12 protein-coding genes are annotated in these 14459 nt (G+C 34.2%); 5 read left to right on the top strand and 7 right to left on the bottom strand.

Annotation, left to right across the window (positions count from 1 at the left end; translation table 11 throughout):
• Window positions 1-103: 103 nt before the first annotated feature.
• The 7 genes from groL to miaB all read right to left on the bottom strand — a co-directional run bounded on the left by groL (window position 104) and on the right by miaB (window position 6682).
• The gene (gene groL, locus U5A88_RS02010) at window positions 104-1744 is read right to left on the bottom strand and encodes a chaperonin GroEL (RefSeq protein WP_354203371.1); all 1641 of its coding nucleotides are present in this window, start codon (window positions 1742-1744) and stop codon (window positions 104-106) included.
• A 31-nt stretch (window positions 1745-1775) separates the two neighbouring features.
• Window positions 1776-2054, bottom strand: coding sequence for a co-chaperone GroES (locus U5A88_RS02005; RefSeq protein ID WP_321976137.1), 279 nt, complete (start codon window positions 2052-2054; stop codon window positions 1776-1778).
• Between the two features lie 180 nt (window positions 2055-2234).
• The gene (secG, locus tag U5A88_RS02000; protein ID WP_354203370.1) at window positions 2235-2582 is read right to left on the bottom strand and encodes a preprotein translocase subunit SecG; all 348 of its coding nucleotides are present in this window, start codon (window positions 2580-2582) and stop codon (window positions 2235-2237) included.
• Window positions 2583-2584: 2 nt separating this feature from the next.
• Window positions 2585-3379, bottom strand: coding sequence for a tetratricopeptide repeat protein (locus U5A88_RS01995; RefSeq protein ID WP_354203369.1), 795 nt, complete (start codon window positions 3377-3379; stop codon window positions 2585-2587).
• 1 nt (window position 3380) lies between these two features.
• Window positions 3381-3881, bottom strand: coding sequence for an LptE family protein (locus U5A88_RS01990; protein ID WP_354203368.1), 501 nt, complete (start codon window positions 3879-3881; stop codon window positions 3381-3383).
• Window positions 3882-3982: 101 nt separating this feature from the next.
• Entirely contained in the window at window positions 3983-5230 is a 1248-nt protein-coding gene (locus tag U5A88_RS01985) for a sigma-54 dependent transcriptional regulator (RefSeq protein WP_354203367.1), read from the bottom strand.
• Complete coding sequence (gene miaB, locus U5A88_RS01980) at window positions 5231-6682, bottom strand: tRNA (N6-isopentenyl adenosine(37)-C2)-methylthiotransferase MiaB (protein ID WP_354203366.1); 1452 nt, start codon at window positions 6680-6682, stop codon at window positions 5231-5233.
• A gap of 218 nt (window positions 6683-6900) precedes the next feature.
• Here miaB and topA point away from each other — a divergent pair, with 218 nt between their 5' ends.
• The 5 genes from topA (at window position 6901) to porM (ending at window position 14452) form a co-directional block, all read left to right on the top strand.
• Window positions 6901-9384, top strand: coding sequence for a type I DNA topoisomerase (gene topA / locus U5A88_RS01975; RefSeq protein WP_354203365.1), 2484 nt, complete (start codon window positions 6901-6903; stop codon window positions 9382-9384).
• A 21-nt stretch (window positions 9385-9405) separates the two neighbouring features.
• Window positions 9406-10563 carry a formimidoylglutamase gene (locus tag U5A88_RS01970; protein WP_354203364.1) on the top strand — a complete coding sequence of 386 codons (1158 nt, stop codon included), beginning with the start codon at window positions 9406-9408 and terminating at the stop codon, window positions 10561-10563.
• 129 nt (window positions 10564-10692) lie between these two features.
• On the top strand, window positions 10693-12081 hold the full coding sequence (porK, locus tag U5A88_RS01965) for a T9SS ring complex lipoprotein PorK/GldK (RefSeq protein WP_354203363.1): 1389 nt from the start codon (window positions 10693-10695) through the stop codon (window positions 12079-12081).
• 129 nt (window positions 12082-12210) lie between these two features.
• Window positions 12211-12855: a type IX secretion system motor protein PorL/GldL gene (gene porL / locus U5A88_RS01960; RefSeq protein ID WP_354203362.1), complete on the top strand. Its 645-nt coding sequence runs from the start codon at window positions 12211-12213 to the stop codon at window positions 12853-12855.
• A 55-nt stretch (window positions 12856-12910) separates the two neighbouring features.
• Window positions 12911-14452: a type IX secretion system motor protein PorM/GldM gene (porM, locus tag U5A88_RS01955; protein ID WP_354203361.1), complete on the top strand. Its 1542-nt coding sequence runs from the start codon at window positions 12911-12913 to the stop codon at window positions 14450-14452.
• Window positions 14453-14459: the final 7 nt, after the last annotated feature.

The raw sequence follows: 14459 nt of genomic DNA, 5'->3' as shown, positions 1-14459 counted from the left end.
AATTATTCCATAAAGATATTAAAAAATAGCAAAAAAAACCTACAAGATTTATAAGATCTTGTAGGTTTTTAATAAAACTATTGACCATTAATGGCTATAGACTCTACATCATGCCTGGCATTCCACCGCCCATTGGAGGCATTCCACCTCCACCAGCAGGAGCTTCTTCTTTAATATCAACCAATGCACATTCTGTAGTCAAAATCATACCTGCAACCGAAGCTGCATTTTCTAATGCAACACGTGTCACTTTAGTAGGATCGATAATTCCAGCTTTAAGCATATCAACATATTCATCAGTCTTAGCATTAAACCCAAAATCTTTTTTACCTTCTAATACTTTTGCAACTACAACAGAACCTTCACTACCTGCATTCTCAACAATAATGCGTAAAGGAGCTTCAACGGCTCTTGCCACAATTTGAATTCCTGTAACTTCATCCAAATTCTCTGTAGTAATTTTTTCAAGTACATTTTTGGTTCTTAACAGAGCAACTCCACCACCTGCAACAATACCTTCTTCAACTGCAGCTCTTGTAGCATGTAACGCATCATCAACTCTATCTTTTTTCTCTTTCATTTCCACTTCAGAAGCAGCACCAACATACAATACAGCAACACCGCCCGCTAATTTAGCTAAACGCTCTTGTAGTTTTTCTTTGTCGTAATCAGAAGTTGTAGTTTCAATTTGCGATTTAATTTGATTCACTCTTGCTTTAATATCTTTTTTAGCACCAGAACCATTGACAACAGTAGTATTATCTTTGTCGATAGTAACTCTTTCAGTAGTACCTAACATGTCTAATGTTGCATTCTCCAGCGTAAATCCTCTTTCTTCTGCAATTACAGTCCCTCCTGTAAGAATAGCTAAATCTTCTAACATAGCTTTACGTCTGTCTCCAAATCCTGGAGCTTTTACCGCAGCAATTTTTAATGAGCCACGCAATTTATTCACTACTAACGTAGCCAATGCTTCTCCTTCAACGTCTTCAGCAATAATTAATAATGGCTTACCCGATTGAGCAACTGGCTCTAAAACAGGTAATAAATCTTTCATTGAAGATATCTTCTTATCATATAATAAAATGTAAGGGTTCTCCAAATCAGTAATCATTTTTTCAGAATCTGTTACAAAATATGGAGACAAATAACCTCTATCAAACTGCATCCCTTCAACAGTATCTACATAAGTATCTGTTCCTTTCGCCTCTTCAACAGTAATTACACCTTCTTTACCAACTTTCTCAAACGCTTCAGCTATTAAATCACCAATAGTCTCATCATTATTAGCTGAAATAGAAGCCACCTGCTTTATCTTATCTATTTTATTACCTACAACTTGAGATCTTTTATGTAGATCTTTAACTATCGCTTCAACTGCCTTATCTATTCCTTTTTTCAAGTCTAACGGATTAGCACCTGCAGCAACGTTTTTCAACCCTTCTTTTACAATAGCTTGAGCCAATACAGTTGCTGTTGTTGTTCCGTCACCAGCTTGATCGTTAGTTTTAGAAGCCACTTCTTTTACCATTTGAGCTCCCATATTTTCTAAAGGATCTGACAACTCAATTTCTTTTGCCACTGTTACGCCATCTTTAGTTATTTGAGGCCCTCCAAAAGCTTTTCCAATAACTACATTACGGCCTTTTGGACCTAATGTTACTTTTACTGCATTTGCCAATGCATCAACACCACGTTTTAATCCATCACGAGATTCGATGTCAAATTTTATATCTTTTGCCATTTTTTAATATCTTTTTAGGTTAATTAATTTACTATAGAATTGCGAAAATATCGCTCTCTCTCATTATTAAATAGTCTCCACCATCCAACTTCAATTCGGTTCCAGCATATTTACCATATAACACTGTATCCCCAACTTTAACCGTGGTAGGTTCGTCTTTAGTACCTTTTCCAACCGCTAAAACTTTACCCTGTTGTGGTTTTTCTTTAGCAGAATCTGGAATATAAATTCCTGAAGCAGTTTTGGTTTCTGCCTCCATTGGCTCAACTACTACTCTATCAGCAAGAGGTTTGATTTTTATTTTACTCATTTCTTTATAATTTTTAGTTAATTAAATCGATTGTTGTTATGGCTAAAAATATGCCAACTTGTTAAATATGACAGATAGTCATTATTAGTTTTTAATTAGTTTATTTAAATGAAATATATAAAAACTAAAAATGCCAACGTGTCATTTTCGTTGGCATTTTTTATTCTATATTTTTTTAGTTTAATTTGTTGAATCTTGTAATGTCGCTGGCTGCTCCGTTGGTACTGGTGCTGTTTGCTCAACAGGATTTCTATCATTTAATGTTCCTTCAATTTGAGATTTGGTATCAACCGTATTTCTAGGAATAGCAAAATTTGATAATAAAATTAATGCACCTAAAGCTATTGCCAACGTCCAAGTACTTCTGTCTAAAAAATTAGTTGTGTTCTGCACACCACCTAAACTTTGAGAACCTTGTCCTCCAAAAGAAGAAGATAAACCTCCACCTTTAGGATTCTGCACCATAATAATAAGTATAAGTAAGACTGCTACAATAACAATCAGTACTAGAAATAGTGTATAAGTCATTTTTATGAATTATTTTTTTGTAAAAACTTTATTGCTTTAATTCGGTCTGCAAAGAAACTACTTTTTTCCGGATATTTCAAACTTAATATTTTAAAAGCTTGTATGGCCTTGTCGTACTTTTTTTGTTCAAGATAAACACGTGCCAACGTCTCAGTCATTAACGTACCATCTTCAATAACACTTTCAAAAGAAACATCAATGTTTTCAATAGTTTTGCTTACTTCTAATTTTGGTTTAGAAGTAATAAATTGCTCAATAATATCAAATTTTTCTTTGTTTTTAGCAGGTTGTTTTTTAGGAGTTTCAACCTCTGAGCTTTCTTCTCTTTCTATTGGCTTTACGTCGGTTAGTTGCAACCATTCGCTAAAAGAATGCATTTCTGAAAGATCAAATACCAATGGCTTTCCAATATTTAATTTTTCCTCAACCTTTTTTACAATAGCTTCTTCTACAATTAGTGTATTAGATTTGTTATTTTCTGATTTGTCTACAATTTCTAAATCAACAACTTCATTAGTATCAATAATTTCTTGCTGTTTTTCTAAAGCTTTTGAATTGTCTAACGTATCTGCTGTAATAAAATCAAACAACACCGTTCTATTAGTTGTATAAGCTGCTGTTGTTTTTAATGCTGAATTGTATTTAAAACTATGCTGATTTTTTAACCCTTTAAGATGAATCATCCTTGCAGCTTGAAAGTAGGGATAGTTTTCTAAAATATCTTCAATAGCATTGGTTTGAGCAATGGTAATAGCTTTCTTATTGTCTAATAATGATGTAAATTCTGAAATGTTCATATTACCACTTTGCTACTGACGCATTATATATATCTTGTGTTAATCTCTCAAAAATTTCTTCTAAGGCAGTATCTAATACTCCTCCGATAAGTTGAGAGTTTGCATCAAAATCTGAAAAGAAAGAAAACGTTTTCTCAAAATTGTCTTCTTCTATCAACTTATTATAAAAACGAACTCTAACTGCAATGGTTAATCTATTTTGTGCTGCCCTCTGATCTGCAGTTGCGGTGATAGGTATTACTTTATAATCGGTTATTTCCCCTTCAAAATATAAATCGCCATTGTTAGTTGTTAAACTTAAATTGGTTTGACGCGTAAATAAGTCACGTAAAGCATCTGTAAATTTTTGACTTACCGTTGGTTCTACTAACACAGCATTATTCGGGAAATAATCTATTTGTATGGTTTCAGCATCACCGGTACTACCTCCAGTGAAGGATAGCTTATAACTACAGCCTTGTATTATGAATATTAATAATATTAAAAGTGTAATTTTTTTCATTAAATATTTATTTCTCTCCCGAATTACGGGACACTCGAACTGACATTAGTTTTTTCTATTAATTTGTAAATATATTAATCTCTTCTGAAACATCGGCATCACTATAAAGCATATTGTTTTATTTTTCTATACAATGTTCTTTCAGAAATACCCAGTTCTTTAGCCGCCAACTTCCTTTTATTTTGGTTTCGTTCTAACGCCTTCTTAATCATTTCATATTCTTTTTCTTGTAAGGACAAGGTTTCTTCAACAGTTTCTGCATCTTGATAATTGTCGTTATACTGATGCTGTTCTTCTTGATATGTTTCTGTTTTTTGGGGAGAAATAATTTCAACTAAATTTTCTTCTTGTTCTTCACCTCCATTGCCATAAATCTTTTGAATAAGGCGTTGGGTATTCTTTTCATCAGTAACCGTTTTACCACCTTGCATCAATTCCATAGTTAGTTTTTTTAAATCCGTAATATCATTACGCATATCAAAAAGTACTTTGTATAAAATTTCACGTTCATTGGCAAAATCACTGCCCTGAGATTCTCCACCTACCAAAGCGGGAAAATTAGAACTATAATCAGGTAAATAACTCTTTAAAGTTTGTGCCGACACTTCTCTATTCTGCTCAATTACGGATATCTGTTCTGTAACATTCCGCAATTGACGGATGTTTCCTTTCCAACCGTAATCTTTTAAAACAATGGTAGCATCGTCAGAAAGCCTTATGGTAGGCATATTGTATTTTTGGGCAAAATCAGAGGCAAACTTTCTAAACAACAAATGAATATCGTCCTTACGTTTACGCAATGCTGGTAAATTAATTTCTACCGTACTTAAACGATAGTATAAATCTTCACGGAATTTGCCTTTTTGAATACCTTCTATTATATTTAAATTGGTAGCCGCTACAATCCGTACATTGGTTTTCTGTACTTTCGAAGATCCCACTTTTATAAACTCCCCATTTTCCAACACACGCAACAAACGTACTTGTGTTGTTAGCGGTAATTCTCCTACTTCATCTAAAAAAATAGTCCCGCCATCTGCTACTTCAAAATAACCGTTTCTGGTTTGTGTAGCTCCCGTAAACGAACCTTTTTCGTGACCGAACAATTCACTATCAATAGTGCCTTCGGGAATAGCACCACAGTTAACAGCAATATATTTAGCATGCTTTCTATGCGATAACTGATGAATGATTTTAGGTATAAATTCTTTACCTACACCACTCTCACCCGTTACCAATACAGAAATATCGGTCGGGGCTACCCTAATCGCTTTTTCTAATGCACGGTTTAGGTTTATATCGTTACCGATAATACCAAATCGTTGTTTTATGGTTTGTAAGTTTTCCATTTAATTATTTTCAGAATACCCAACCGCCGTTCCTATTAAAGTAGCAGAAGTACAAGACTCTATTTTTACATTTACAAAATCACCCATTTTATAGTGCTCCTTTGGAAAAACAACTACAGTGTTCTGTGTATTCCTGCCTTTCCATTCGTTTTCGTTCTTCTTGGATGTTCCTTCTATCAGTACTTCCTCTACCTTGCCTAAATGTTGTTTGGTTCTATAATGTGAATGTTCTTGCTGCAAAGCAATTACTTCTGCTAAACGTCTTTTCTTAACGTCAAGCGGAATATCATCTTCAAACTTTTTAGCTGCCAATGTTCCTGGTCTTTCAGAGTAGGCAAACATAAATCCGAAATCATATTTTACATATTCCATTAAGGATAATGTATCTTGATGATCTTCTTCGGTCTCACCACAAAATCCTGTAATCATATCTTGAGACAATGAGCAATCTGGTAAAATTCTGTGGATATTATCCACTAACTCCATATACTCTTCTCGGGTATGTTGACGATTCATTCTTTCTAAAATTCGCGTACTTCCTGATTGTACGGGCAAGTGAATGTATTTACAGATATTTTGATGTTTTGCCATAACATGCAACACTTCTAAACTCATATCTTGAGGATTAGATGTAGAAAATCGAAATCGCATTTTTGGAAATTCAGTAGCACATAAATCTAACAGTTGAGCAAAATCAACTGCTGTACTTTGGGCAATCTCAGATGCTTTTTTAAAATCTTTTTTCAATCCGCCACCGTACCATAAATAACTATCTACGTTCTGACCAAGTAGTGTAATCTCTTTAAAATTCTTTTTGTTCAAATCACGGATCTCTTCAATTATACTTTTCGGATCGCGGCTACGTTCTCTACCTCTAGTAAAAGGTACTACACAAAACGTACACATATTGTCACATCCTCTGGTAATTGATACAAAAGCTGAAACTCCATTGGATTGCAATCGAACTGGGGAAACATCAGCATAAGTTTCTTCCTTGGACAAGATAACATTAATAGCCTCTCTACCGGCTTCTACTTCTTCAACCAAATTAGGCAAATCTCTATACGCATCTGGTCCGACCACCAAATCGACAATTTTTTCTTCTTCTAAAAATTTTGATTTTAAGCGTTCTGCCATGCAGCCCAATACTCCAACTTTCATAGATGGATTTTTACGTTTAACTGAATTATAGTACTGTAAACGTTTTCTGACGGTTTGCTCAGCATTATCACGTATGGAACATGTGTTAACCAAAACCAAGTCGGCTTCTTCTAATTGTTGTGTGGTGTTAAAACCTTCTTTAGCCAAAATAGAAGCTACAATTTCGCTATCGCTCATATTCATCTGACAACCATAACTTTCTATAAAAAGTTTTTTACGATTGCCTTTAACTGCATCCATAACTAAGGATTGACCTTGTTTATCTTCTTCTATAATTTTTTCTACACTCATCTTGCAAAAATTGGACTGCAAATATACAACCAATAACGAAACTATATGCCATTTTGGCAGAAAATTAACAACCGTAAAACAGCAAAAAACAACCGATAACTTTATTAAAAAAATCAATATTAAAAAATTCTACATACTTTTGCACTTTCAAAATTGTATATGTTTTATTGGTTTAATACAATATTCTATTTTGAAAATTTAACTCTGAATTGAATTATATGGCAAAAAATTTAGTAATTGTTGAGTCACCTGCAAAAGCAAAAACCATCGAAAAATTTTTAGGTAAAGATTTTCAAGTCGAATCGAGTTATGGTCATATAGCCGACTTACCTTCAAAAGAATTAGGGGTTAATGTAGAGGGGGATTTTAGCCCAGATTACATTGTGTCATCTGACAAGAAAGCAGTAGTTAAAAAATTAAAAGATATTGCCAAAAAAGTAGATACCGTTTGGTTAGCAAGTGATGAAGACCGTGAAGGAGAAGCAATTGCTTGGCATTTATTTGAGCAATTGAAGCTTGATAAAGACAACACTAAGCGTATTGTTTTTCATGAAATTACAAAAAATGCCATTTTAAAAGCAGTTGAAAATCCACGAAGTATAAACTACAATTTAGTAAATGCACAACAAGCACGTAGAGTTCTAGATAGATTAGTAGGTTATGAGCTTTCGCCTGTTTTATGGCGTAAGGTAAAAGGTGGCTTATCTGCAGGTAGAGTACAATCCGTTGCAGTACGTTTAATTGTGGAACGTGAGCGTGAGATTGAGAATTTCACTCCTGTAGCATCTTATAGGATTGATGCTGAATTTAGTAACCAAGAAGGAAAAACTTTTAAAGCTAAGCTACCTAAGAATTTTGAAACCAGAGAAGCTGCCGAACAATTTTTAGATTCTTGTGTAGGTGCTGATTTTAAAGTTGCCGACTTACAAACAAAGCCCGCTAAGAAATCTCCTGCGGCTCCGTTTACAACCTCAACATTGCAACAAGAAGCTTCACGCAAACTATATTTTCCAGTAGCCAAAACAATGATTATGGCTCAACGTTTATATGAAGCGGGTCTCATAACTTATATGAGAACAGATAGTGTTAATTTATCTGAAGATGCTAAAAAAGCGGCACAAGAAGAGATTACATCTTCTTATGGTGAAAAATACAGCAAACCAAGAAATTTTAAATCGAAAGCAAAAGGTGCTCAAGAAGCTCACGAGGCCATCAGACCTACGGACATGAGCAAACACGGAGTTTCAATAGGCAGGGATGAGGATAGGTTGTACAGCTTAATTTGGAAAAGAACATTGGCATCTCAAATGAGCGAGGCTCAATTAGAAAGAACCAATGTAAAAATTAGTAATTCTAACAACAAAGAAATTTTAACAGCCAATGGTCAGGTTATAACGTTTGATGGATTTTTAAAAGTTTATTTAGAAGGCACTGACAATGAAGATGAAGAACAAGAGGGTATGTTACCTAAACTAGCTGTTAGTGAAAAACTAGAGAACAATTTTATTACAGCCACTGAGCGTTACACAAGACCTCCAGGGAGATTTACAGAGGCCTCTTTGGTAAAACAATTGGAGGAATTAGGTATAGGTCGTCCTTCCACATATGCACCGACTATTTCTACAATACAACGCAGAGAATATATAGTTAAAGGTACAATTGATGGTGTGGAAAGAAAATATACCGAGTTAAAACTTAAGAATGGTAACTTATCCGAAAAGGAATTGACCGAAAAAGTAGGTTCTGATAAGGGTAAATTAGTACCTACGGATATCGGTAAAATTGTAAATGATTTTTTAGTTGAACATTTTAAGACCGTTTTGGACTTTGGTTTTACGGCAAAAGTTGAGGAAGAGTTTGATGACATTGCCGCTGGAAAGGAAGATTGGACATCAATGATTAAAGATTTTTATACCAAATTCCATCCAAGAGTTGAAGATGTTTCAGAAAATGCAGAAAGAGCCAAAGGAGAACGTCTTCTGGGTGTTGACCCAGAGTCTGGCAAAAACGTATATGCACGTTTAGGTAGATTTGGTGCTATGGTACAAATTGGTAAGGTAACCGATGAAGAAAAACCCAAATTTGCCAGCTTACAAGGAAGTCAAACTATAGAAACGGTTACTTATGAAGAAGCCATGGATCTTTTTAAATTACCCAAAACATTAGGTGATTTTGAAGGTGAAGAAATTATAGTTAATAATGGTAGGTTTGGCCCGTATGTAAAGTTTGGCAAAAAATTCATTTCATTGGACATAGGTGAAAATCCTATGTCGGTTGATATGGACAGGGCTATAGAACTAATTAAAGCTAAGCAAAAAGCGGATGCTCCAATTGCTCATTACAAAGAACTTCCTGTTCAAAAAGGTGTAGGTAGGTTTGGACCTTTTATTAAATACGATGGGATGTTTATCAACGTAAACAAAAAATACGATTTTGACAACCTTTCACAATCTGATATTGAAGAGCTTATCGAGGATAAAAGAAAAAAGGAAAAAGAAAAAGTAATTCACCATTGGGAAGAAGAAGGCATACGTGTTGAAAAAGCACGATGGGGTAGATTCAATATTATAAAAGGCAAATTAAAAATTGAATTGCCCAAAACCACTAAGGCTGAAAAATTGACTTTGGAAGAAGTTCAAGAAATTATAGAAAAGAAGACGCCAAAGAAAAAAACCAGGAAAAAAACTGCAAAAAAGAAATAAACGTCAATAATTGCTTAAGCTATGAGTTTTGAATTCTTAAATCCTGTTGAAGAAGCCGTTGTGGCACATTCGGCATTATTACCCAATCAATCTTTGGGAAAAAGAATTTCCATTCACTCAAAACAAAATGGACTTCCCGAATTAAAAGGAGTACATATTGCCATTATTGGTGTGGAAGAAGGTAGAAGGGCAGAAGATAATCATGGTGCTGGAAAGGATTTTAGTGTTATACGCAAATATTTATATCAGCTATTTCCGGGCAATTGGTTTTCTAATATCGTTGACTTGGGCAACATCCCGCAAGGTGAAGAAGAAGAGGATTCTTATTTTGCTCTGCAAGAAATAATAGTTTATTTAGTTAAAAACAATATTATACCTATAATAATAGGTGGTGGCCAAGATCTGACTTATGCCAACTACCGTGCCTATGATAGTTTGGAACAAACCGTAAACCTAACTACGGTTGACACCAAATTTGATTTAGGACATATTGAAGATGAAGTATCGTCAACTTCTTTTTTAAATAAAATAATCTTAGACAAGCCAAGTAATCTTTTTAATTACAGCAATATAGGTTATCAGACGTATTTTAACTCGCAAGAGGAAATTGATTTACTAGAAAAGTTATACTTTGATGTTTACAGGTTGGGAGAAATTGCCAATGATGTAAAAATAGTTGAACCTGTTTTCCGAGATACCGATGTGGTAAGTATTGATATTGGTGCTATAAGAAGAGCAGAAGCACCAGCAAATAACAATGCCGTACCTAATGGGTTTTATGGTGAAACCATTTGTGCAATTTCTAGATATGCAGGTATTAGTGATAAAGTTTCTTCTTTTGGTATTTACGAATATAATGCAAAACTAGATGAAAAAGACCAAACCGCACATTTAATTGCCCAAATGATTTGGTATTTTATTGAAGGTTATAATTTCAGAACCAATGAGTATCCTTTTACTTCAAAAAAAGACTACAAAAAATACATAGTTCCAATAGAAGATACTACCATAAATTTCTTTAAAAGTAATAAAAGTGACAGATGGTGGATGGAAGTTGAACATCCAAATAATAAAACTACAAAGCATACGTTAATACCATGTACGTATCAAGATTATTTAAGAGCAGGAAATCAAGTTATTCCCGAAAGATGGTGGAAAACTTTTAGAAAATTAAATTAGTTACACACTAAAAATATTTTTTCTGCGTTCTTAAAGTGATTCTACGAAATCAAAAATTGTTTTTTATCAAAATAGTTTTAATAAAACAAATAGTATTTTTCCCCTAAAAGGGATACTAAATTTACATTTATGAGAAAAGTAACCGTTTATTTTTTACTTGCTGTATTTGCTTTTGCAACCAGTTGTGGATCTAGCGACAGAGGAGAGTTAACTGGTGTTAGGTCTAAAAAGAAATTTTTCCCTGAAAAACCATTAGGAATGACATTAATTCCAGGTGGTGCTTTTACTATGGGTAAAACTGATGAGGATATTGCTGGTGCATTAAATACACCATCTAGAACCGTAACCGTAAGACCATTTTATATGGACGAAACTGAAATTACAAATGCTGAATATAGAGAGTTTGTAGTTTGGGTTAGAGATTCAATTGTAAGAACACAATTAGCAATTCTTGCCGAGGAACAAGGTTTTGGTGCGGCTAGTGCCGATTTAGATGCAGCTCCATCTAGTGGTAACGAAGATGGTATTCAAAAATACAAATTTGCAGAACCTGATACTACCGCCAATGTATATTATAAATATATGATGGACAATTATGGTAGTCTAGGTGATTTAAATTCTCCAACAGAAGGTAAAGCCTTAAACTGGGAACCTGAATTGGTTTGGAACGTAGCTGAATATCCTGATGCAAGTTATGCTGAAGCAATGGATAGTTTGTATTTACCAATTACGGAAGTATTTGACGGTAGAAGGATTATCGATACTAAAAAATTACAATACCTATATTATACTTTTGATAGGGAAGGTGCTGCAAGAAACAGTAGTAATAGAAAAGACTTTATTAAGAAAAATACGGTAGAAATCTATCCTGACACAACAGTTTGGGTAAGAGATTTCAACTATTCATATAATGATCCTATGCACCAAGATTATTTCTGGCATCAAGCTTATAATGATTATCCAGTTGTTGGTGTAACTTGGGAACAAGCTAAAGGCTTTTGCGATTTCAGAACTCAAAAGAAAAATAGATTTTTAGCTAATAAAAAAGGTGGTGGTAAAGTACCTAACTTTAGACTACCAACTGAAACCGAGTGGGAATTTGCTGCTCGTGGAGGTTTAGAATATGCAAAATACCCTTGGGGTGGTCCTTATACTGTAACCGATAGAGGTTGTTTTATGGCAAACTTTAAACCACAAAGAGGAGATTATGCTGCCGATGGAGCTTTATACACAATGGAAGCTAAGTCTTTTACACCTAACGATTACGGACTGTACAATATGGCCGGTAACGTTTCTGAATGGACCGATACAGCTTATGACCCTGCTTCTTATTACTTAGGTTCTACAATGAATCCTAATGTAAATGACAGTAATAATCAAAGAAAAGTAATTCGTGGAGGATCTTGGAAAGATGTAGCTTATTTCTTAGAAGTAAGTACCAGGGATTATGAATATGGAGATTCTGCAAGAAGTTACATTGGCTTTAGAACAGTACAAGATTACATGGGCGTTAAATAACACCCAAAAAGAAATTGTTGATAAAAGTTTGATAACAAATTCCGTTGACAATAATAATTAACAATAAACAACGTTAAAATAAACCAACTAAAAATTATTAATTAAAATTAACCCGAAAAAAGAAAAATTATGGCACAATCACTTAAAAAGAAAAAATTAATGAACATGGCCTACGGCCTTGGAGCTTCAATTGTATTAATAGGAGCATTATTCAAAATCTTACACTTTAGTATAGGACCACTAACTGGTGGTGTAATGTTAACTATTGGTCTGGTAACGGAAGCATTTATTTTCTTCCTATCGGCTTTTGAACCTGTTGATGAAGACTTAGACTGGTCATTGGTATACCCTGAATTAGCAGGTGGCGAAGGTTCTGACCGTGCCGTTGGTAAAGGAGATGCTGAAAGCATGTTATCTGATAAATTAGATACAATGTTAGCTGAAGCAAATCTTGATTCTGAAAAAATGGACAGATTATCTACAAGCATCCAAAATTTTGCCGGTGCTGCTGAGAATATTGCACCAGCTGCAAATTCTGTTGCTGCAACAAGCAAATATAGTGAGCAATTAACATTAGCTGCTTCTAATATGGAATCGTTGAACAGTTTGTATAAAGTACAATACGAAAGTGCTGAAAAACAATCTCAATTAAGTGAAGCTGTTGCTGAAAATACAGTAAGACTTAAAGATCAAATGGAATCTTTAGCTACAAACCTATCATCATTAAATGGTGTGTACGGAGGTATGTTGTCTGCTATGTCAAACAGAAACTAATTAGTAGATTAAAAAGTAATTTAACCCAACTATTAACTAAAACTAATTAGAAAAAATGGCAGGAGGCAAACTATCACCAAGGCAGAAAATGATTAACTTAATGTATTTGGTATTTATTGCAATGTTAGCAATGAATATGTCAAAACAAGTTTTATCTGCTTTTGGTTTCATGAACGAAAAACTGACAGCATCTAACGTGTCAGCGGAACAACAAAATGCAGCTACTTATGCGAATTTGGCTACGAAAGCAGCCGATCAACCAGAGAAGTATGCAGACCATAATACAAATGCTCAGAAAGTACAAGCTTTATCTTTAGACTTTAATGCTCATCTTGAAAAAATGAAGGAAGAGTTAACAGCAGGTGTTGAAGATCCAACCAATTACGAAACTATGGACAGCGAAAATGCAGGTAATGAATTTTTCTTTAAAGGAGAAAAACTTACCGAAGCTGGACAAGCGTTTTTGGATAAGATAAATAACTATCGTAACGAAGTAACTACTCTTTTAGGAGATGGTTATGAAGAAATCACAGCGAAAGTAAATACACGCTTTGATACTTCTGAACAAAAGTTAAAAGACGGAGAAGGTACACAACCATGGATAAACAATCGTTACGAAGGTTTCCCATTGATTACTACCATTACCAATCTTTCTCAAATGCAGGCCGACATTAAGACGACTGAAAACGAAATGTTGATGGCAATGGTACAAGGACAATTGGAGAGTGATGTTTCAATGAGAAACTATACTACAATTTTAGTACCAGAAAACCCAGCAACATTACAAGGTGCAAACTTTAGAGGTAAAATAGTATTAGGTAAATATGATGCTACGTTAAAACCAACCAAAGTAATTGTAAATGGTAAAGAAATTACGAATATTAAAGATGGTGGTGCTGTTTTAGAATTCCCAGCTGGTAATGTTGGTGAAAATGATATTAAAGGTGAGTTTGTATTTAAAGAAGGTGATTCATTAGTTAGATTACCTATTAATACAAGTTATGCAGTAGTTGCAAAACCAAACAGTGCAGTAATTTCAGCTGATAAAATGAATGTAGTATATAGAGGTGTACAAAACCCTATTACTGTTTCAATGCCAGGTGTACCTGACAATCAACTTTCAGCGAATGCACCAGGTCTTAAAAAAGCTTCTGGTTTAGGTAAGTATATGATGACTCCTGGTAAAGGTAAATCGGTTAAAATTAATGTTACTGGTAAATTACCTGACGGTTCTTCTGTAACTTCTGGGCAAACGTTTAGAATTAAAGATATTCCACCACCTTCTGCTGCGGTAAGAGGTAGTCAGTATGGTGTAGTTAAAATGCCTAAGAGCTCTTTACAAAAAATGACAATATCAGCTCTTATACCGGATTTTGAGTTTGACTTAAAAATTAATGTATCTGGCTTTAGTGTTAGAGTCCCAGGTTCACCAACGGTTATCGTAAAAGGTAGAAAATTCAATGCTGCTGCCATTAGAGCCTTAAGCAAAGCAAGAAAAGGCGATATGGTTACAATATTTGACCTTAAAACATCGTTATCGGGTAACAGTGGTTACTATTTAAAGAAAACACAACCGTTAAACGTAGAATTAAATTAAAAAATAA

The sequence above is a fragment of the Aureibaculum sp. 2308TA14-22 genome (assembly GCF_040538665.1).
Taxonomy (GTDB): domain Bacteria; phylum Bacteroidota; class Bacteroidia; order Flavobacteriales; family Flavobacteriaceae; genus Aureibaculum.
This window is presented reverse-complemented; position numbering and strand designations above follow the sequence as displayed.

Coding starts and splice junctions, on each gene's coding strand:
- groL (WP_354203371.1), bottom strand. CDS start 1,744: ATGGCAAAAGATATAAAATTTGACATCGAATCTCGTGATGGATTAAAA.
- U5A88_RS02005 (WP_321976137.1), bottom strand. CDS start 2,054: ATGAGTAAAATAAAAATCAAACCTCTTGCTGATAGAGTAGTAGTTGAG.
- secG (WP_354203370.1), bottom strand. CDS start 2,582: ATGACTTATACACTATTTCTAGTACTGATTGTTATTGTAGCAGTCTTA.
- U5A88_RS01995 (WP_354203369.1), bottom strand. CDS start 3,379: ATGAACATTTCAGAATTTACATCATTATTAGACAATAAGAAAGCTATT.
- U5A88_RS01990 (WP_354203368.1), bottom strand. CDS start 3,881: ATGAAAAAAATTACACTTTTAATATTATTAATATTCATAATACAAGGC.
- U5A88_RS01985 (WP_354203367.1), bottom strand. CDS start 5,230: ATGGAAAACTTACAAACCATAAAACAACGATTTGGTATTATCGGTAAC.
- miaB (WP_354203366.1), bottom strand. CDS start 6,682: ATGAGTGTAGAAAAAATTATAGAAGAAGATAAACAAGGTCAATCCTTA.
- topA (WP_354203365.1), top strand. CDS start 6,901: ATGGCAAAAAATTTAGTAATTGTTGAGTCACCTGCAAAAGCAAAAACC.
- U5A88_RS01970 (WP_354203364.1), top strand. CDS start 9,406: ATGAGTTTTGAATTCTTAAATCCTGTTGAAGAAGCCGTTGTGGCACAT.
- porK (WP_354203363.1), top strand. CDS start 10,693: ATGAGAAAAGTAACCGTTTATTTTTTACTTGCTGTATTTGCTTTTGCA.
- porL (WP_354203362.1), top strand. CDS start 12,211: ATGGCACAATCACTTAAAAAGAAAAAATTAATGAACATGGCCTACGGC.
- porM (WP_354203361.1), top strand. CDS start 12,911: ATGGCAGGAGGCAAACTATCACCAAGGCAGAAAATGATTAACTTAATG.